20 protein-coding genes and 1 pseudogene are annotated in these 18,714 nt (G+C 50.7%); 20 read left to right on the forward strand and 1 reads right to left on the reverse strand.

Annotated features, from left to right (window positions below; genetic code table 11):
- Positions 1–220: 220 nt before the first annotated feature.
- The 12 genes and pseudogenes from tsaE (at position 221) to XI25_RS28970 (ending at position 10,773) form a co-directional block, all read left to right on the forward strand.
- Positions 221–718 carry a tRNA (adenosine(37)-N6)-threonylcarbamoyltransferase complex ATPase subunit type 1 TsaE gene (gene tsaE / locus XI25_RS28915; RefSeq protein ID WP_046681287.1) on the forward strand — a complete coding sequence of 166 codons (498 nt, stop codon included), beginning with the start codon at positions 221–223 and terminating at the stop codon, positions 716–718.
- A complete protein-coding gene (gene tsaB, locus XI25_RS28920; RefSeq protein ID WP_046681288.1) occupies positions 711–1,493 on the forward strand; it encodes a tRNA (adenosine(37)-N6)-threonylcarbamoyltransferase complex dimerization subunit type 1 TsaB in 783 nt (260 codons plus the stop codon). Before tsaE ends, tsaB begins: the two co-directional genes overlap by 8 nt.
- 20 nt (positions 1,494–1,513) lie before the next feature.
- Positions 1,514–2,038: a ribosomal protein S18-alanine N-acetyltransferase gene (gene rimI, locus XI25_RS28925; protein ID WP_046681289.1), complete on the forward strand. Its 525-nt coding sequence runs from the start codon at positions 1,514–1,516 to the stop codon at positions 2,036–2,038.
- On the forward strand, positions 2,035–3,081 hold the full coding sequence (gene tsaD / locus XI25_RS28930; RefSeq protein WP_046681290.1) for a tRNA (adenosine(37)-N6)-threonylcarbamoyltransferase complex transferase subunit TsaD: 1,047 nt from the start codon (positions 2,035–2,037) through the stop codon (positions 3,079–3,081). Before rimI ends, tsaD begins: the two co-directional genes overlap by 4 nt.
- Before the next feature lie 283 nt (positions 3,082–3,364).
- The gene (gene yhfZ / locus XI25_RS28935; RefSeq protein WP_046681465.1) at positions 3,365–4,279 is read left to right on the forward strand and encodes a GntR family transcriptional regulator YhfZ; all 915 of its coding nucleotides are present in this window, start codon (positions 3,365–3,367) and stop codon (positions 4,277–4,279) included.
- Positions 4,280–4,297: 18 nt separating this feature from the next.
- Positions 4,298–4,642, forward strand: coding sequence for a PRD domain-containing protein (locus XI25_RS28940; RefSeq protein ID WP_046681291.1), 345 nt, complete (start codon positions 4,298–4,300; stop codon positions 4,640–4,642).
- Positions 4,643–4,669: 27 nt separating this feature from the next.
- On the forward strand, positions 4,670–5,029 hold the full coding sequence (locus tag XI25_RS28945) for a DUF2620 domain-containing protein (protein WP_046681292.1): 360 nt from the start codon (positions 4,670–4,672) through the stop codon (positions 5,027–5,029).
- A gap of 76 nt (positions 5,030–5,105) precedes the next feature.
- Positions 5,106–6,352, forward strand: a pseudogene (locus XI25_RS28950) (YhfT family protein).
- A gap of 13 nt (positions 6,353–6,365) precedes the next feature.
- Positions 6,366–7,298, forward strand: coding sequence for a phosphotriesterase family protein (locus tag XI25_RS28955; RefSeq protein WP_046681293.1), 933 nt, complete (start codon positions 6,366–6,368; stop codon positions 7,296–7,298).
- Positions 7,295–8,401, forward strand: coding sequence for an aminotransferase class V-fold PLP-dependent enzyme (locus XI25_RS28960; RefSeq protein ID WP_046681294.1), 1,107 nt, complete (start codon positions 7,295–7,297; stop codon positions 8,399–8,401). Before XI25_RS28955 ends, XI25_RS28960 begins: the two co-directional genes overlap by 4 nt.
- A 6-nt stretch (positions 8,402–8,407) precedes the next feature.
- Complete coding sequence (locus XI25_RS28965) at positions 8,408–9,571, forward strand: alanine racemase (RefSeq protein ID WP_046681295.1); 1,164 nt, start codon at positions 8,408–8,410, stop codon at positions 9,569–9,571.
- Between the two features lie 2 nt (positions 9,572–9,573).
- Entirely contained in the window at positions 9,574–10,773 is a 1,200-nt protein-coding gene (locus XI25_RS28970; RefSeq protein ID WP_046681296.1) for a phosphopentomutase, read from the forward strand.
- Positions 10,774–11,191: 418 nt separating this feature from the next.
- On the opposite strand, the gene XI25_RS28975 is transcribed toward XI25_RS28970, so the two are convergent.
- Positions 11,192–13,144, reverse strand: a complete 1,953-nt coding sequence (locus tag XI25_RS28975; protein ID WP_046681297.1) for an ABC-F family ATP-binding cassette domain-containing protein — start codon at positions 13,142–13,144, stop codon at positions 11,192–11,194.
- Positions 13,145–13,328: 184 nt separating this feature from the next.
- Between XI25_RS28975 and XI25_RS28980 the strand changes: the two genes are divergently transcribed.
- The 8 genes from XI25_RS28980 (at position 13,329) to groL (ending at position 18,640) form a co-directional block, all read left to right on the forward strand.
- Positions 13,329–13,766: a 5-formyltetrahydrofolate cyclo-ligase gene (locus tag XI25_RS28980; RefSeq protein WP_046681298.1), complete on the forward strand. Its 438-nt coding sequence runs from the start codon at positions 13,329–13,331 to the stop codon at positions 13,764–13,766.
- Positions 13,736–13,957: a 5-formyltetrahydrofolate cyclo-ligase gene (locus tag XI25_RS37130; protein ID WP_160308964.1), complete on the forward strand. Its 222-nt coding sequence runs from the start codon at positions 13,736–13,738 to the stop codon at positions 13,955–13,957. Before XI25_RS28980 ends, XI25_RS37130 begins: the two co-directional genes overlap by 31 nt.
- A 14-nt stretch (positions 13,958–13,971) precedes the next feature.
- On the forward strand, positions 13,972–14,445 hold the full coding sequence (gene moaC / locus XI25_RS28990) for a cyclic pyranopterin monophosphate synthase MoaC (RefSeq protein WP_046681299.1): 474 nt from the start codon (positions 13,972–13,974) through the stop codon (positions 14,443–14,445).
- A 38-nt stretch (positions 14,446–14,483) separates the two neighbouring features.
- On the forward strand, positions 14,484–14,969 hold the full coding sequence (locus XI25_RS28995) for a MogA/MoaB family molybdenum cofactor biosynthesis protein (protein WP_046681300.1): 486 nt from the start codon (positions 14,484–14,486) through the stop codon (positions 14,967–14,969).
- 185 nt (positions 14,970–15,154) lie between these two features.
- Positions 15,155–15,382: a twin-arginine translocase TatA/TatE family subunit gene (gene tatA, locus XI25_RS29000; protein WP_046681301.1), complete on the forward strand. Its 228-nt coding sequence runs from the start codon at positions 15,155–15,157 to the stop codon at positions 15,380–15,382.
- Positions 15,383–15,537: 155 nt separating this feature from the next.
- Positions 15,538–16,308 carry a twin-arginine translocase subunit TatC gene (gene tatC, locus XI25_RS29005; RefSeq protein ID WP_046681302.1) on the forward strand — a complete coding sequence of 257 codons (771 nt, stop codon included), beginning with the start codon at positions 15,538–15,540 and terminating at the stop codon, positions 16,306–16,308.
- A gap of 368 nt (positions 16,309–16,676) precedes the next feature.
- Positions 16,677–16,958 carry a co-chaperone GroES gene (gene groES, locus XI25_RS29010; protein ID WP_046681303.1) on the forward strand — a complete coding sequence of 94 codons (282 nt, stop codon included), beginning with the start codon at positions 16,677–16,679 and terminating at the stop codon, positions 16,956–16,958.
- A gap of 62 nt (positions 16,959–17,020) precedes the next feature.
- Positions 17,021–18,640 carry a chaperonin GroEL gene (gene groL, locus XI25_RS29015; RefSeq protein WP_046681304.1) on the forward strand — a complete coding sequence of 540 codons (1,620 nt, stop codon included), beginning with the start codon at positions 17,021–17,023 and terminating at the stop codon, positions 18,638–18,640.
- Positions 18,641–18,714: the final 74 nt, after the last annotated feature.

Consider the following 18,714-nt stretch of genomic DNA (forward strand, 5'->3'; position numbering starts at 1 on the left):
GGTTGATTAACCCACGAAGGTTATGCGGATGCAAGGTTTTTTTATTATCGGGTCTTTGGGATTCCGCCCTTTGAGAACATACGCGCGTTGAGCCTGGATTATGCATGGTACAAACCGTTTTAATACATGGGATCCCTTCCCTTGCGGGGCGGTGGACAGACCGATATAATTAAGTTCAAGTCAATTCTAGCAATACGAGCTGAAAAAGGTGGGTACACAGGTGACGGATAGCGGTCAAGAAAAGCAGTACCGTTTTAGTTCAAAAAGTCCGGCCGACACGGAAAGGCTGGCCTCTTGGCTGGCAAAAAAGGCGCAGCCGGGAACGGTCATCGGCCTCGACGGGGACCTTGGGGCGGGGAAAACGGCGTTTTCCCAGAGCTTTGCCAAGCATCTTGGGGTCGCCGGCGTGGTAAACAGCCCTACATTTACGATTATTAAGGAATATGAGGGGCGCCTCCCTCTCTATCATATGGATGTATATCGCCTATCGGTGGATGAGGCGGACGAGCTGGGACTGGATGAGTATTTTTTTGGCGAAGGGGTCTGTCTGGTGGAATGGAGCCGTCTGATTACCGAGCTCCTTCCCGGCGAGTATCTTCATATCCTGATTGAAACGACCGGGGAGTCCGAGCGTTTGATCACGGTAACGGGCATCGGCGAATCTTACGGCCAGTGGTGCCATGACTTGAATGAAAATGGGGTAAGCATCAATGAATAATTACGACAGAATGCCGCGTCAGCGGTTTTTGGCGTTGGATACGTCGACATCCTCGCTTGCGGTGGCGGTCTTGGAGAACGAAACCCTGCTGCGGGAAATCAATGCCAGCGGGGAACGGAACCATTCCGTGCATATGCATCCGGTCATCGCGCGGGCGGTGGAGGAAGCGGGGCTAACCATCCAGGAAGTTGAAGGCATAGCCGTCGGTATCGGTCCCGGATCGTATACGGGCGTGCGCATGGCGGTGACGGCTGCCAAAACGCTGTCCTGGGCCAACCGGATTCCGGTTGCCGGGGTATCGAGTCTGCACGCTATAGCTTGGGGAGGATTAGAGTCGGGACTTCAGGGCCGCCCGGGAAGAGATGAAACGTTTTGGGTAATCCCGCTGCTGGATGCAAGACGCGGTCAGGCCTACACGGCGCTTTTTGAAGGAACAGGCGGAGAGGTTCCCCGGCGGCTTGCGCCGGATGGCATCCGGCTGATGGAAAGCTGGATTGACGAGCTTGCGGACAAGCTGAACGGATTGAGCGAAGGGGAATGCCCCGCCGGAATCTGGTTTACCGGTGACGTTTCGGTGCATGCCAAGGCGGCGGAACGGCTGTCGCAGTCGTATCAGGGGCCGCTGACGGTGCTTCCCTATGAGCTTGAAGGCCGCTGGGTTGGCCGGCTTGGCGCAGAACGTCTGCTTCGCGGCGAAAGTGACGAAATGCATACCTTGGTACCGAACTATACACAGCTTTCGGAAGCGGAAGCCAACCTGCTGCGCAAGCGGTGAAGGGAGCGTAGGATTGGAGTATGGAACAGGAGTTTAAGGAATCGCCGGCGGATGAGGGACTTTCCTTCCGTTTAATGACGCTGACGGATATCCCCGATGTCATGGTCGTGGAGCATGATGCGTTTACCCTTCCCTGGACGGAGGAAGCTTTCCGCAATGAACTGACCATGAATCATTTTGCGCATTATATGATCATGGAATATGAAGGCCGAACGATCGGCTACGCAGGCATGTGGACGATCGTTGATGAAGCGCATATTACCAATATCGCGCTGCTGTCTGCTTACCGGGGCCGGAAATGGGGAGAACGACTGCTTGGCGAGCTGATGAAGACGGCGTCTTTTATGGGCATGGAACGGATTACGCTGGAGGTCCGGGTCAGCAACGGGGTTGCCCAAGGGCTTTATAAGAAAATGGGATTTAAACCGGCAGGCATCCGTAAAGCCTATTATTCCGACAATCAGGAGGATGCTTTAATCATGTGGGCGGATCTGCCGCCTTACCATGATCGCGGAAATGAGGAAGGAAGCGAAGACGTATCATGAATGAACAGAATCATACAGGGTTGCATAGTCTGATTTTAGCCATAGAGACAAGCTGTGACGAGACCTCGGTCGCGGTTGTACGGGACGGGCACGAGGTGCTGTCCAGCGTGATTGCCAGCCAAATCGAGACCCACAAAGCCTTCGGCGGCGTGGTGCCGGAGGTGGCGTCCCGCAAGCATGTGGAGAGCATTACGTTGATTTTGGAGGAAGCCGTCCGAGAGGCCGGCGTGGATCTGCAGGATTTGTCGGCTGTCGCCGTAACCCAGGGACCGGGACTTGTCGGGGCGCTGCTTGTTGGCGTCGTGGCAGCCAAAAGCCTGGCCTATGCCCTGGATAAACCGCTGATCGGCACGCATCATATCGCGGGTCATATCTATGCCAACCGCATTGTCGGACCGATTGAATATCCTTCCATGGCGCTTGTCGTTTCGGGAGGGCATACCGAGCTGGTCTATATGCGGGATGAAGGAAGCTTTGAACTCATCGGCCGAACCCGGGATGATGCGGTCGGAGAGGCATACGACAAGGTTGCCCGCGCGCTTGGATTTCCGTATCCCGGGGGTCCGCATGTGGACAAGCTGGCGCTGGAAGCGGAGGAGGCCGTGGATCTGCCCCGCGTATGGCTGGAGCATGACTCATACGACTTCAGTTTTAGCGGTTTGAAATCGGCTGTGCTTAATGTCGTCAATCAGAGCAAAATGCGCGGCGAAGAGGTAAAGACAGCCGCCATCGCCCGCGGATTCCAGGAATCGGTCACGGAAGTGCTCGTTGAGAAAGCGGTTCGTGCCGTGAAGGCTTATGAGGCGAAACAGCTTTTGCTCTGCGGAGGGGTTGCCGCAAACAGGGGGCTTCGGCAGCTGCTTACCGAACGATGCGATCAGGAGAGCATTCCGTTGACGATTCCCCCGCATCGATATTGTACGGACAACGCCGCGATGATTGCGGCCGCCGCACATTTGAAATGGAAGCAAGGCAGCTTTACGCCGCTTCATATGAAGGCTGACCCTCAGCTGTCTTTGGAGGAATGGGCCGGAACGTTGTAAAAATAGCCCGCCGTCTCTTTTAGTAAGAGCGGCAGGGCTTTTTTTCATGGCGAGGGTTCTCTTGGACAGGTTTAATAATTGTTTAGATTTATCTAATTATTCAATAAGAACTCCATTCCAAGATACAATCACCTGTTGGCTTTACCGAGTTGTATATTCATGTAAATTATTAACAATTAGTTTGTGAGCTTAAAGCTATTGAATTCAATATGAGGTGATGATATCATTAACTATACAAAATACAGAAAATTGTACATTGAGGAGGTGAGATCAAGTGAACATCATGCAAGGGCTGAATTCCAAAAGCAGCATCGTGCTAAAAAAACTTGTAGAAGATATTTTGCTGATCGAACTGGATACCCGAATTCCAAAGATTGAAGAATTATCTAAAAAATATGGTGTTGGTCGCGGTACAATTCAGAACGTATTAAAACAAATGGAAGAAAACAACTGTGTCGTTTTGGAATCAAGAGGACACCTGGGAACATTTCTCCGGGATAAAAATATGAATCTGCTGCTTCAATGCTGTGGCGTCCATAATATTATCGGTGTCATGCCTCTTCCTTATTCGCGTAAATATGAAGGGCTGGCAACAGCTCTGCATGAAGGCTTTGAAGATATTGGGCTGCCCCTGCATTGTGCGTTTATGCGCGGAGCTGCGATTCGCTTGAACAATCTGATAGAGGGCAGATACGACTTTGCGCTCGTATCGAAGTATGCCGCTTTAACAGAGAGCAGTAAATCCAAGGATTTGTTAATTGTTAAGGAGTTCGGAGTGAATTCCTATGTCTCCCGCCATGCGATCGTGTTGGCAGAAAACACCGGTGGAATTCAGGACGGGATGAAAATTGGAGTCGATAGTTACTCCATTGACCAACAGGTACTGACGAATCTGGAGGTAAAGGGCAAGAACGTGGAGTTGGTCAATCTCAACTACATGCACTTGTTTGAACATTTGAAATCAAAGTCAATTGACGCGATGATATGGAACATCGATGAAATTGACAGCACTTCATTTCATCTTGCTGAATTAACTTCAGAAGAAGCCTTGAAAATGGACAAGGAAATGAGCCGGGCAGCGATCGTTATCAACAAGGATAATTCGAAAATGGAGTATTTGCTTAATCTGGTATCCGCTGCGCATGTAATGGAGGTTCAGAAGCAGGTTGAGCTTGGAGAACGCATGCCTAAATACTGACACGGGAGTGATGAGTGCGTGAGCGCTTTGCGAGAAAGGCTTGATATTTTGTTTTCTACAAATACCATTTCACCCAACGCAATGAAGATTTGCCAGGCAACCATTGAAAAATTTATAGATGAAGGAAACGAAAAGAAATACAGAAAGCTGGTCACGCACCTCGCCATGGCCATAACGCGAATCGAGAGAGGGGAAGAGCTCAACGCACCTCCTGAACATATTATGAAGGAAATCAGGCAGTCCCCGCATTTTTCCCAAGCGTACACGAACGTAACCTGGATTGAAACCCAGATGGGCCAAAAGCTTCCCGAGGAAGAACGGGAGTTCTTGATCATGCATTTTGTAAACGCTTCACATTTATAAAATATCATTTAGAAAAGAGGGATTCAGATGAAAATCGTCATTGGCGGACAAGTGGAAAAGAAGGAAATTGAGGCTTTGGTCAAGCAGTATGGCGGAACAGCTATAGAGGTGAACGTTAGATCCGATTTGGATGCCGCGATGGCACTAAAGACGGGACAAGCCGATTATTATCTGGGCGCTTGTTATACCGGCGGGGGCGGTGCTTTGGCTATGGCGATTGCACTTGTCGGCAAGCCGAACTGCGTGACGGTTTCCATGCCCGGCCATCCTCCGACACAAGAGAAGGTTGATCAGGCTGTTGCCCAAGGAGCTAAAGCATTCGGATTTACGGCGGACCATAAAGAGCAAGCCGTTGAACTTATCATGAAAGCGCTTAATATCCAATAACACGAATTCGATTCAGGGGGCGAATCTTATGCTGGAAGCATTGATAGTCATTGGGTTAGGAATTGTAACTGCTATCATGGCCAATCTGGGGATAGCCGTGTTTAATGACGGACTTAGACCCATTGTCCCTGAAAATCTCGAAGGACGGATGACTCGCAGAGAATTGGGCGTAACCGCTTTCGCGATGAGTTTCGGACTGGTGATCGGGTTCGGGATCCCCATTTCGATTTCAGGCAGTATATTGCTAATTCATAGTATTTTGCTTGGTACCGATATTATCGGCTTGGCTTTTAAACGCGGAAAAATGAGCACGGCCGTGGCTGGCGCCCTTGGCGGCCTGTATGGTGCGGGAATTTATTTTGGCCTTCAGGCGGTTGTCAAAGCTTTTGAAATGCTTCCGCTCAACTTCATCGAAGGCTTCAACAAAATCGGGGAACCTGTGGTTGTGTCCTTTATGGTGTTTCCCGCCCTTGCGATAGCCATCCAGTTTTCGATCAAGAAAGGGGTTGTTACCTTGCTGGTAGCGGCCCTGGCCAGACAGCTTGTTGTCTTCAGCAATACCAATAAACTCATTCAAATTGATGGTACACCGGTTGTTTTAAGTCCTGAAGGCATAGCGCTTATCGTCGGAATGACCTTTCTGATCGCTTTTGCAATGAAGGAAAAATCCGATGACCAGAACCTTTCCGCCCTTGCTTCCATGTTTACGGACCGTGTGGCAAGGATTAAAAAGTTTACGTGGATCGTGATGATTAGCGGCGGATTGGCTGCTGCGGCCACGAATCTTCTGGTCATCGCCGGGGATCCAATCTCTCTCAGCCTGCTGGCAGACGGGAAAATAACGGAAGGAGGAATGGCATCCTTGGCCAAGGCGATCGGCTTTGTTCCCCTGATTGCAAGTACAGCCATCGCTACCGGGGTCTTTGGTCCCGTAGGATTTACATTTGTTTTCGGGGTGGGAATATTTTCGCCTAATCCGGTCGTTGCAGCTTTGGCCGGCGCGGTCGTCATCTTTTTGGAAATTCAGTTGTTGTCCAAAATGGCCAAATTTTTGGATCGGTATCCAGGTATCCGCGCTTCGGGTGAAACCATCCGGACGGCGATGACCAGGGTATTGGAAGTTGCCCTTTTGATCGGAGGGGCTAATGCGGCCAATGCCATTGTACCGGGTCTGGATATTTCGGGATCGCCGGCTTCTACCTGCTGAATGAGGCGGCGGGACGCCCGATTGTTCGTATGGCCGTAGGTCCTGTAGGTGCTATAGCGATCGGGATTTTGGGGAACATTCTTGTGCTTCTGGGATTGTTTACACCACCGCAGTAAGGAGAGAGGTTCGATGTATATACAGACCGTACTTGAACGGATACAACCGCAGCAGCTAGGCGTTTGTGCTTGTCATGAGCATCTGCACATTGACTTGAGCCGGATTAAAAAAAATGAGGATACGTGCCTGCAGGATACAAAACTTGTGCTGAATGACCTGAAAAGTTTTTATTCCCATGGAGGACGGGCGATCGTCGAAGTGACAAATGACGGAATGGGTCGGGATGCGAGAAGGCTGGCCGAGATCAGTAAAGCGGCGGACATCCATATTATCGCGAGCACCGGTTGCTATAAAGATCCTTTTATTCCGCTGGAGAAACAGGATTGGGACCGGGACAAGTTCGCTGAATGGATGATTCGGGAGATTGAACATGGCATCGATGATACAGGGATTAAGCCTGGCGTAATCGGTGAAATCGGAAGCAGTCTGAACGAATTCAAAAGCGTCGAAACGGAACTGTTTCACGGTGCGGTTGCCGCGGCGATGCAAACAGGGCTTCCGTTGTCTACCCATACGACGCTTGGAACCTGCGCGCTTGAGCAGATCGAGCTGTTCAGTAGGGAAGGCATCCCGATGGATCAGATTATTATAGGCCACCAGGACCTCAATGATCGGGACGAAATGGTGCTTGAGGCGCTGAAATCGGGAGTTTACGTGGCGCTGGATACCATCGGCAAGGAAAACTACCGCAGTGACGAAGCCCGTATTGAATCGTTGTTGAAGTTTGTGGAGGAAGGGTATGAGGACCAACTGCTTTTGTCCAGTGATCTGACCAGAAGATCGCATTTGCGTGCGTTTGGGGGACAGGGCTATGACGTCGTGTTAAGGACATTTATTCCGGCTCTTCGTGAACGGGGGATTACGGAAGCAACAATTCACAAGTTTCTGGTGCTCAATCCGCAGCGGGCATTCAGCATTAGAAAGGCGGGTGGCAACTCGGCATGAGATATGAACACTCGGTTTTGCAGAATCGGACGATGGAACAAGCCCAAGAACTGCAGTTTCGATTGATAGATGAGATCACCAAAGAGTTCGCGAACAATGAATTTTTTCAAATGGGAGATGTCGGACTGCATCCGGAGTATCACAGGCCGCTAGTAACGGCCCGGGTGGAAAAGGTTCTGGCTCGTACCTTCGGTGGGGAAGAGTGCGCACTTGTCCGGGGAAGCGGAACGGGAGCGATTCGGAACATTCTGAGCGTACTGGTCGAGCCGGGCGACTCCATTATCGTTCATACGGCTCCCATGTATACCACTACCAAGGAAACCTTCCGTTTGATGGGGTTGAAGCAATCACGGACAAATTACAACGACTTAAGCAGCGTGAAGGAACTGTTGGAAAAGGATCGAGTTTCCAAAGTGTTTTATGTGCAGCATGCAAGACAGCAGCCTTCGGATACGTACTCAATTCAAGACCTGATCGCCTTCGTGAAAGAGAAGCGTCCCGATCTGCCGATTGTGGTGGATGATAACTACTGCGCGATGAAAATGCTGGGCATCGGTGCAGAGTATGGTGCGGATTATTCCACATTTTCCGGATTTAAGCTGATGGGTCCCCAAGGGATCGGCATCATTATCGGCAGGCGGGAAGGAATCCAAGAGCTGCAGGCTCGAAACTACTCGGGCGGCGGCCAGGTGCAAGGCTATGAAGCCCATGAACTGCTGCGCAGCATGGTATTTGCTCCCGTCATGCTGGCGATTCAGAATGAACAGGTGGAGAAATTATGCCATCGTTTGGCGGGAGGAGAGGTTGCCGGCGTACGCGATGCTTACATCACGAATTCGCAATCGAAGAACGTCATCGTAGAGTTGGAGCAGCCGATCGCTCCCGCCGTTATTGAACGTGCTTCCCGCTATGGCGCAGCTACCTACCCGGTCGGGGCGGAATCCCGCTTTGAGCTGGTACCGATGATTTACCGGGTTTCCGGGAGCTTTTTGGAGAGTCAGCCGGAACTCCGGGAATACGGTCTGCGCATCAATCCGATGAAAGCTTCTGCGGATACGGTTATCCGCATCTTGGGTCATGTTTTGCAGGAATTTAGGGGGTAGCAGGCCATGTTTATTGATATGACTTTAAAACGGAATGAGGGATTAATCAGAGCGGCGCTCCTCCTTCATCAGAAGGGGGAGATACCGGCTAATACTTATGTGATTGACGCTGAGGGAGTAGAGCATAATGCAAGCGTGCTGTCCGAAACGGCAGCAAAGCATGAATTGAAGCTCTATTATATGACTAAGCAGATCGGTCGCAGCGGTTATGCCGGGAAGCTGATTGAAAGCAACGGGATAAAACAGGCGGTGGCCGTTGATATCGATGAAGCTTTTGCATTATCCGAAGCCGGCTGCAAAATCGGTCATATCGGGCATATCGTTCAGCCGGGCAAAAACCAGTGGGGAGTTGTCCTACAGCACATCAAGCCTGAAGTGGTAACCTTGTTTTCTATCGAAAGGGCCGTCCAATTATCTGAGGCTGCTTTGGCATTGGGACAAGTTCAGGAGGTCATTCTGAGGGTAATCCGCCCAGGCGATATCATCTTCCCCGGTCAGTTCGGCGGATTTTTACTGCATGAGCTGTCAGCTCTCCTTCCCGATCTATTAAAGCTGAGGGGGATTCGAATTATTGGCGTTACCGGCTTTCCTGTACTGCAAATCAATGATGAGCATACGGATTTTGTCGATACCCCCAATATGCAGACGCTAAGAAGTGCAGTTGAAGTCCTTGAATCGTATGGGATCGAGGTAAAGCAGGTGAATGCGCCCAGTGCAACCAGTTGTTATACCATTCCGCTGCTTAAGCGCTATGGCGTAACGCATGGAGAACCCGGGCATGCCCTGACAGGAACGACTCCCCTGCATGCTTTTAACGATCGGCTGGATGAAATTCCGAGTATGGTGTATGTTTCTGAAATATCTCATATGGATGACCAATATGCTTATACGATCGCCGGGGGATTTTATGCTCGTTCCCACATGGAGCAGGCGTTATACGGATCATCCCCGCAAGAGATTACCACACAGAAGGCGAAGATCAGCCGGTTTTCCGCCGAGAATATCGATTATTATGGTTGTTTGGACCGGGAGCCATCGATGAAGGTAGGAGACACAGCCGTATATGCCTTCCGGACGCAGATATTCGTTACTCGTTCCCATGTTGCTTATGTCAGAGGGGCAAATACGTTCAGTCCGGAAATCGTTCATTTCCAGAAAAGAGGGATTTGAAAATGGGGAAACTTACATTGCTGGTACTGGATGGATTCGGAATTGGAGCGATGGCGGATTGTCAGTCGACCAAACCTGAAGATTCTCTTGCACATACGTACAAACATATTCGAGAAACAGTACGGCTGGAGATTCCGGTCCTGTATAATCTGGGGCTTGGCAAGCTGGTGGATGATACAGGTGAGCCGCTCGCGGCTTATGGACGCTGCAATCTGGCCCATTATGGCGCCGATACCTTTATGGGACACCAGGAGCTGATGGGAAGCAGACCCGGGATGCCGGCGAAGCGGTTAATGGCCGAAATCGGCAGCACGCTCAAAGCTGCGTTGGAAGCAGCAGGCTATCGAGTGGAATATCCCGTTTCCGGCGCGTCTGTTTTACTTGTTGAAGGAGCCGTAGTCGTAGGTGACAATCTGGAGTCTCAACCAGGTAACATTATCAACGTGGTAGGCGACCTGAATCTTCTGCCTTTTGATGAAACTGTTAATATCGGAAGAGTCGTTCGCGCCAATGTGGATACTAGCCGGGTTATCGTGTTTGGGAACAAGAAGACGAACATTGATGTGATTTTATCGGTCGTTCGTGAAAAAAATCCGGGCCAGTGGGGAGTGGACGCCCCCAAAGCGAATGTCTATGGAGAAGGTTATCATGTAGTTCATCTCGGGTATGGGGTAGACTACCAAAAACAATTTGCTTATATGGCAGAGCAGGCCGGATATCCGGTATACCGCATTGGAAAAACGGCAGATGTCATCCAGGCCAACGGATTCAGCGATCCGGTCGTCGAATCGAAGGAGGTGCTGGAAACGTACCGAAGAAAATACCGGGAAGCCGAAGACAATGCCGTATTCCTGGTTAACGTGCAGGAGACCGATCTCGCCGGCCATAAAGAGGATAGCTTTTGGTATAAGGAAGTGCTCGAAGAGTCGGACCGTTTCCTAGGGACATTTATTCGGGAGTTGGGGGATGAGGATATGCTCATCATTACGGCCGATCATGGCAATGATCCGACCATTGGCCACTCGAATCATACGAGAGAACAGACGCCAGTGTTCATTGTCGGAAAACAATTTAAGCCGGTATCGATTGGCGAGCGGAGCACGATGGCGGATATTGCAGCTACGATGGCAGAGTATTTAGGGATCGGTGCGCCGGAATACGGAACAAGCTTTCTGAAGCTGATCCAGAGGGTCGGGAATTAAAACGCCTTCTATTCACGAAATCATGGCTCTGTCAAGTTGTGGACAAGGTTATCCACATATCCGTTCAAAAATGTGCGCAAACCGAAAAAATGCGACTATGCCGCACTTTTGGTCGAAGATGAAAAAGGGGGATATATTTTTCAAAGTCCCATGTTGAAACTGTGGATAATGTGCATAAATTAGTGGATAAACCTGGATATCGTAACTAAAGAGCTAATTTAACAACAAAAAAATGGCCCTATGGGCCATTTTTTTGTTGAACTTATGCACGGTTTTTGGGGATAAAGCTGTGTATAAATGTGAATATCTTTTTGAAACACTTTTATGAACTTTTTTGAATGAATACATTTTTGCGTTTTCAGCCGGGCCAAACCGATGTTTCATTTGTTACCAATCCCTCAATAGTCCGTCATACGTGTTACTCTTCCAGCAGGGCTTCCCATTCGGCAAAAATCTGTTCCAGCTGAGATTTTTTCGTTTCTGCCGCCTGCTGCCGTTCCTGCAGGGCGACATAATCCTGGTACACCTCGGGCTGTGCCATCTCCGCTTCAAGCTCTGCAATCTCGGATTCCATGGCATGAATTTGCTGCTCCAGGCTATCCAGTCTGCGCTGTCTGCTTCTTTCCTCCCGCTTAGCCTGTTTATCGGCCTCGAAAGAGGTGGCGCCGCGCTTTTCCGGAAGGGATTCCGGTTTGGCTTCGTTTTTGGGTCCTGTGCGGGCAAAAGGATCGGACGGTTCGTTGTTCATTTCGTCGAGCTCCAGCTTTTTCTCCGTGTAATCATCGTAATTACCCAGGAAATGCAGGGCTCCGTCCGGGTGAAGCTCGACAATCCGCTCCGCCATTTTATTAAGGAAATAACGGTCATGAGAAATAAAAAGCAGCGTGCCTTCGTAGTCGATCAGCGCGGATTCAAGCACTTCTTTGCTGAACAGATCCAAATGGTTCGTAGGCTCGTCGAGAATGAGCATATTGGCTTCCAACAGCATCAGTTTTGCGAGGGAGACGCGCGCTTTTTCGCCGCCGCTGAGCGAACCGACCTTCTTCAAAACATCTTCCCCGCTAAACAGGAAATTCCCCAGAACGGTTCGGATCCTCGCTTCCTCCATATGCGGATACGCGCTCCACAGTTCCTCAAGCACGGTGTTGTCCGGATTCAGCTCGGACTGTTCCTGGTCGTAATAACCTATTTTAACCTTTGTGCCCCATTGAAAGGCTCCGGAGGCTGGCTTCATGTCTCCGATAAGGCACTTGAGCAGCGTGGATTTGCCAATGCCGTTCGGGCCGATCAGCGCTACGGTTTCGCCCCGTCGCAGATCGAACGAGACGTGCCGGAATAAATAAGTACCGGGCTCAAAAGCAACGGATAGGTCGTTAACCTGCAGCACCTCTTTTCCCGACATGTATTCCACTTCAAAGGAAAAATGGGCTTTTTTCAAGTCGCCCATCGGCTTATCGAGCCGTTCCATCCGTTCCAGGGCTTTCCGCCGGCTCTGGGCCCGCTTGGTTGTCGAGGCGCGTACAAGGTTCCGCTGAATAAAGGTTTCCATCTTGGCGATTTCGTCCTGCTGCTTCTCGTACTGCTTCAGCTCCGATTCATATTCCGCTGCTTTCAGTTCGATATATTTGCTGTAATTGCCGGTATACCGCTTGGATTGATGGCGCTCGATCTCGACAATGGTCGTGACGAGGCGGTCCAGGAAGTAACGGTCATGGGATACGACCAGCAGCGCGCCGGAATATCCGCGGAGATAATCTTCCAACCAGGTTAAGGTGGCGATATCCAGATGGTTCGTAGGTTCGTCGAGCATGAGCAGGTCCGGTGCCTGAAGCAGGATGCGGGCCAGGGCCAATCGTGTTTTTTGGCCTCCGCTCAAGGTGGAGATGAGCGTGTCCGGCGAAAAGCTTCCAAATCCCATCCCGTGAAGGATGCTGCGAATGCGCGTCTCCATTTCGTAACCGCCGTGATCTTTAAACCAATCGGAGCGGACGGCATATCTGTCGAGCAGATCCTGATATCTCTTCGGATCCTCGCTTGAAGCGGGATCGGCGATCTGTTGTTCGAGTTGACGCAGTTCCCGTTCGGCTTCGATCAAAGGAGTGAACACGCTCAGCATTTCTTCCCAGATGGTGCGGTCCGACTGAAGTCCGCTGTTTTGGGCCAGATAGCCCACGGTCGTTTCTTTCGCTTTGAATATTTGTCCGCCGTCATAAGATATTTCTCCGGCCAGAATTTGAAGCAGCGTCGATTTGCCTGCGCCGTTGACGCCGACAAGGCCGATTCGTTCCCTTTCCAAAATTTGCAGATGGATGCCTTCGAGCACAGGAGTGATTCCGTATAATTTCGTAATGCCATTGGCCTGCAGAAGCATGTGCGATTAAACCTCCATTTATATGTAGTACCTGATTGATCTCAGAATTCAACGATAATAAGGTAAGTTTACATGAAAAATGTCAAACAAGCGACCGATCCGCGGTACTCCGGGCATTCTTGGCGAAAGGAAGGAACAGTGGTAAACTAATCTTAATTATAAGCATGAGAGGGACGACGGCGTTTTGAACACCTTCCGGAACGAGCGGCAAAACCATGTATCCAAAACCGAACTTCGATCGGTCAAGGCGGCCTCCAGGGATTCTATCCCGGAGGAGCAACGAAACAAGCTGTCTGCCGAAGTATGCGACCATGCGGCCGATCTTCTGAAGAAAGCGTCAGCCGGGAGCATGCTGGTTTATGTCCCGTTCCGTTCAGAGCCGGACACCTGGCCGCTCATTCGCTGGGCTTGGAACAACGGGGTATCGGTTGTGGTCCCGAGGAGCCTTAAGCATGACCGAAGCATGGAGCTGTATAACCTCCGCAGTGCGGAGGAATTGGAGAAGGGAAGCTACGGAATCATGGAACCCCATCCGATGAAGGCGGAGCTTTGCGATGAGGCAGCTGTTCCGGACGTATTTGGGTACCGGGCTTGGCGTTTGACCGGAAGGGAGGAAGACTAGGCTACGGAGGCGGCTACTATGACCGTCTTCGGGAGCGTTTGAATCTTCAGGAGAGCGCCCGAGGTAAAAGATCTTTGTGGATCGGCCTTGCCTATGAAATTCAGCTTATGGATAAAGTGCCGACGGAAAGCCATGATCTGCGATTGGACGGGCTAATAACGGAGAATGGCTGCATAAAGTTTGAGGAATAGCGGAAGGTGATGGGATGGAGCTTAGTCATTTTAATGAACAGGGCAGAGCCAAGATGGTGGACGTAAGCGATAAGGAAATAACTACCCGCACCGCGGCCGCTCAGACAACGGTGAAGATGCGCCCGGATACGCTGGGGCGGATTCTTGATGGCGGCGTGGAGAAAGGCGACGTTCTTGCGGTGGCGCAGGTAGCCGGAATCATGGCGGCCAAAAAAACGTCCGATTGGATTCCGATGTGCCATCCATTGCCCTTGACGGGGATTAACATAAACTTTGGCGACAATGGCCGCGATGAACTATATATTGAAGCAATCGTCAAGACAACGGGAAAGACCGGCGTTGAGATGGAGGCGCTCACGGCTGTTTCCGCAGCGGCGCTGACGGTCTATGACATGTGCAAAGCCATGCAAAAGGACATGGAGATCGGCCCGACGAGACTGGTTAGCAAAACAGGGGGCAAAAGCGGGGATTATCACAATTTTACATAGATTCAGGATTCGGCTGAAGAGGGAAGGGGAGGTAACTCATGCTGTGGAAAACGGCGATCCTGACGGCGAGCGATAAGGGCTCGCGGGGGGAACGTGAGGATACGAGCGCCCAGGTGATCCGGGAACTCATTGAAGAGGAGCTGGGCGGGGAAATTATCGAATACCGCATTGTGCCGGATGAAGAGGATGAAATTATAGCCGCATTGATTGAGCTTACGGACTATTTCCAGGTTGACCTGGTGCTTACGACCGGAGGAACGGAGCTGGCCGTAAGGGATGTGACGCCGGAGGCGACCAAACGCGTCGTTGAAAGGGAGGTTCCCGGCATTGCGGAAGCCATGCGGGCCACGGTGATGCAGAAGAACCGGAGCGCCATGCTGTTCCGGGGCGTATGCGGCATTCGCGGGCGGACCCTCGTCCTGAACCTGCCGGGATCTCCGAAAGGGGTTCACGAGAACCTCGCGGCCGTGATGGATCAGCTTCCTGAGGCGCTGCTGATGGTCACCGGCCAGTATAGGGAGTAACTTTTTTGAAGAGAAATAATTGTGCGAAAATTGTCAATTTTCTTCCCTGTCTTATGTGATTTACGTTATGGTATGATGGCGATATATGTATGTCTATTGTTTGTCGGAATTCTTTAAGTCGGCGCTGGTGTGCCGTTATCGTTCGGATACTAGCATGTGAGTGACGTGACAAGGAGGAGATTGGTATGAGTGGAATCGGAGTGCCGGGTATCATTTTGCTCGTCATTTTAGCGCTGCTGCTGTTTGGACCGAACAAGCTCCCCGAGCTGGGAAGAGCCGTGGGCAGAACGTTCCGCGAATTTAAGGACGGGGCCCGGGAGATTATTGAGGATGAACCTTCAAAAAAGAAGAATGAAACTCCTCAGCCGGCAGCCGTTCAGACCAATGCCGAAGACAAACGTCTTCCGGAATAAGTTGGCCGTTCGCCAATAAGAAATCCCTCCTCCGGGAGGGATTTTGTTTCTCAACCTAATTATTTACGAAGAATAATTACATAGAGTCTGCCTTCTGTGAAGTGCGTCAAAAGACGCTTTTAATCTGCCGGAAACCGGATGAGGTGATATCTAGCGTGTCAGAGCAAATGGAAGAAATGGCGCTTGTGGAGCACCTTAGCGAGCTTCGAAAGCGGATTATATTAGTGCTTGTCGTATTTGTGGGCGGCTTGGCCCTGGGCCTGTTTATCGCGGAGCCGATTTATCGATATTTGACGGGAACCGAGCAGGCGAAGACGTTTGAATTGAACGCGTTCTCATTTTGGGACGGCATCGGGATTTACATGAAAATAGCCGCGCTGTTTTCGCTCGTGATCTCCATCCCGTTTATCTTTTACCAGCTGTGGGCTTTCGTCAAGCCGGGACTCCGTAAAGAGGAGCAGAGGGCGACCGTCCGCTACGTTCCCTATGCGTTTCTCCTGTTTATCATAGGCGTCGGGTTCGGCTATTATATCGTGTTTCCGATGACCCTGTCGTTTACGACCTCGATTACGCAGAGCATGGGGCTTAAGGAAACGTACGGCATAACGAACTATTTTAATTTTATGTTTAACCTTGTACTGCCGCTGGCCTTGGTGTTTGAGCTTCCGCTTGTCGTCATGTTTTTGACGAAGCTTCGGATTCTTAATCCGCTGAGGCTGAAAAAAATGCGGCGACTGGCTTATTTTGTTCTGGTATTTATTGCGATCGTAATCACGCCGCCGGATTTCATCTCCGACTTCCTGGTAATGATCCCGCTGCTGCTGCTTTACGAATTCAGCGTATTCCTGTCCGCGGCGGTATACCGCAAGCAGTTGCAGGCCGATATGGAGCTGGAAAGCCGGTATGTGCGCAAGGACGAGGATTAGAATACGAAGAATAACAACCCGTTGAACGGCACTATATGCTTGTTCAACGGGTTGTTTGCGTGCAGGGCGGTTAATCTTGATCTTACGAGTCTGCCGCGGTTTTTCAGCTCAAAGCATCCTTAATGCCCAGGCATAAATTAAATTCCCATGGATAGAATGGGAAGGGGGATTTTTTTGGACAAACCATGGAATGCCCCCAAAGAATTAAAAGGTAAAAAATGAGTAAAAAATCATGCGAAGGACTTGAAATTTGCCGACAACTTGAGTATCATAAAACTTGGTTGTTAGCACTGAAGGCTGTTGAGTGCTAATACATAAAGCTTTGAATCAAAGCGCACCACAACATATTTTAAAGGAGGCTATTTTTCATGATCAAACCTTTAGGTGAACGCGTACTGGTAGAACCGATCGAACAAGAAGAAACCACGGCATTCGGGATCGTGCTTCCGGACTCCGCCAAAGAAAAGCCGCAAGAAGGAAAAGTTATCGCTGTAGGCAGCGGTTCTTTGAAAGACGGCGTTCGCGTACCGCTGGAAGTTAAAGAAGGCGACCGCGTCATTTTCTCCAAATACGCCGGAACGGAAATCAAATACGAAGGCAAAGAATATTTGATTATGAAAGAAAGCGACATCCACGCGATCTTGGGTTAATTCACAACCTGAATATAAGAGTGCTGAAATATTCATAATCCACTAGGGAGGTATATAATACCATGGCTAAAGAGATTAAGTTTAGTGAAGACGCCCGCCGCTCCATGCTTCGCGGTGTTGATGCATTGGCTAACGCAGTAAAAGTAACGCTCGGACCGAAAGGCCGCAACGTGGTTCTTGAGAAAAAATTCGGCAGCCCGCTGATCACCAACGACGGCGTGACGATTGCTAAAGAAATCGAGCTGGAAGACGCATTCGAGAACATGGGTGCACAGCTTGTTAAAGAAGTAGCTACCAAAACCAACGATGTTGCCGGTGACGGTACAACGACTGCAACGGTTCTTGCTCAGGCGATGATCCGTGAAGGTCTGAAAAACGTAACGGCAGGCGCTAACCCTATGGTTATCCGCAAAGGGATCGACAAAGCGGTAAGAGCGGCTGTAGAAGAGCTGCAAAAAATCTCCAAAACGATCGAAGGCAAGCAGTCCATCGCTCAGGTTGCATCCATCTCTGCAGCTGACGAGGAAGTTGGCCAACTGATCGCCGAGGCTATGGAAAAAGTGGGCAAAGACGGCGTCATCACCGTTGAAGAATCCCGCGGCTTCTTGACTGAAATGGAGATCGTGGAAGGAATGCAGTTCGACCGCGGTTACATTTCCCCTTACATGATTACGGATACGGATAAAATGGAAGCTGTCCTCGACAATCCATACATCCTGATCACCGATAAAAAAGTAACCAACACGCAAGAAATCTTGCCGCTGCTTGAAAAAATCGTTCAACAAGGCAAACCGCTCGTTCTGATCGCCGAAGACATCGAAGGCGAAGCGCAAGCAATGCTGATCGTGAACAAACTGCGCGGAACATTTAACGCGGTTGCCGTTAAAGCTCCTGGCTTCGGCGACCGCCGCAAAGCCATGCTGCAGGATATCGCTGCCCTGACCGGCGGCCAAGTGATCACCGAGGAATTGGGTCTTGACCTGAAATCCGCAACGATCGACCAACTGGGTACGGCACGTCAAGTGCGCGTAACGAAAGAAAACACGATCATCGTTGACGGTGCCGGCGACAAAGCCGATATCGAAGCTCGCGTTAAACAAATCCGTGCACAGCTGGAAGAAACCACTTCCGAGTTCGACAAAGAGAAACTGCAAGAGCGTCTGGCTAAACTGGCCGGCGGCGTAGCGGTAATCAAAGTCGGTGCGGCAACGGAAACCGAATTGAAAGAACGCAAACTGCGCATCGAGGACGCTCTGAACGCGACTCGCGCTGCGGTTGAAGAAGGCATCGTATCCGGCGGCGGTACTGCGCTGGTGAACGTATACAAAGCCGTTGAAGCCCTCAATGTAGAAGGCGACGAGAAGACGGGCGTAAGCATCGTGCTGCGCGCTCTGGAAGAGCCAATCCGCACGATTGCTGACAATGCGGGTCAAGAAGGTTCCGTGATCGTTGAGCGCCTGAAAAAAGAAGATCTCGGCATCGGCTACAATGCTGCGACCGATACTTGGGTGAACATGTTCGAAGCGGGTATCGTTGACCCTGCGAAAGTAACCCGTTCCGCTCTTCAAAACGCTGCTTCCGTTGCGGCTATGTTCCTGACCACCGAAGCGGTGATCGCCGACAAGCCGGAGCCGGAAAAACCAGCTATGCCTGACATGGGCGGCATGGGCGGCATGATGTAATAAAGGGGTCCCTAAACCCTGTAATAACGCCAGTTAAAAGGCTCCCGCGAGGGAGCCTTTTTTCGTAAAATCAC

Source organism: Paenibacillus sp. DMB20 (assembly GCF_000987955.1).
Taxonomy (GTDB): domain Bacteria; phylum Bacillota; class Bacilli; order Paenibacillales; family Paenibacillaceae; genus Paenibacillus_AQ.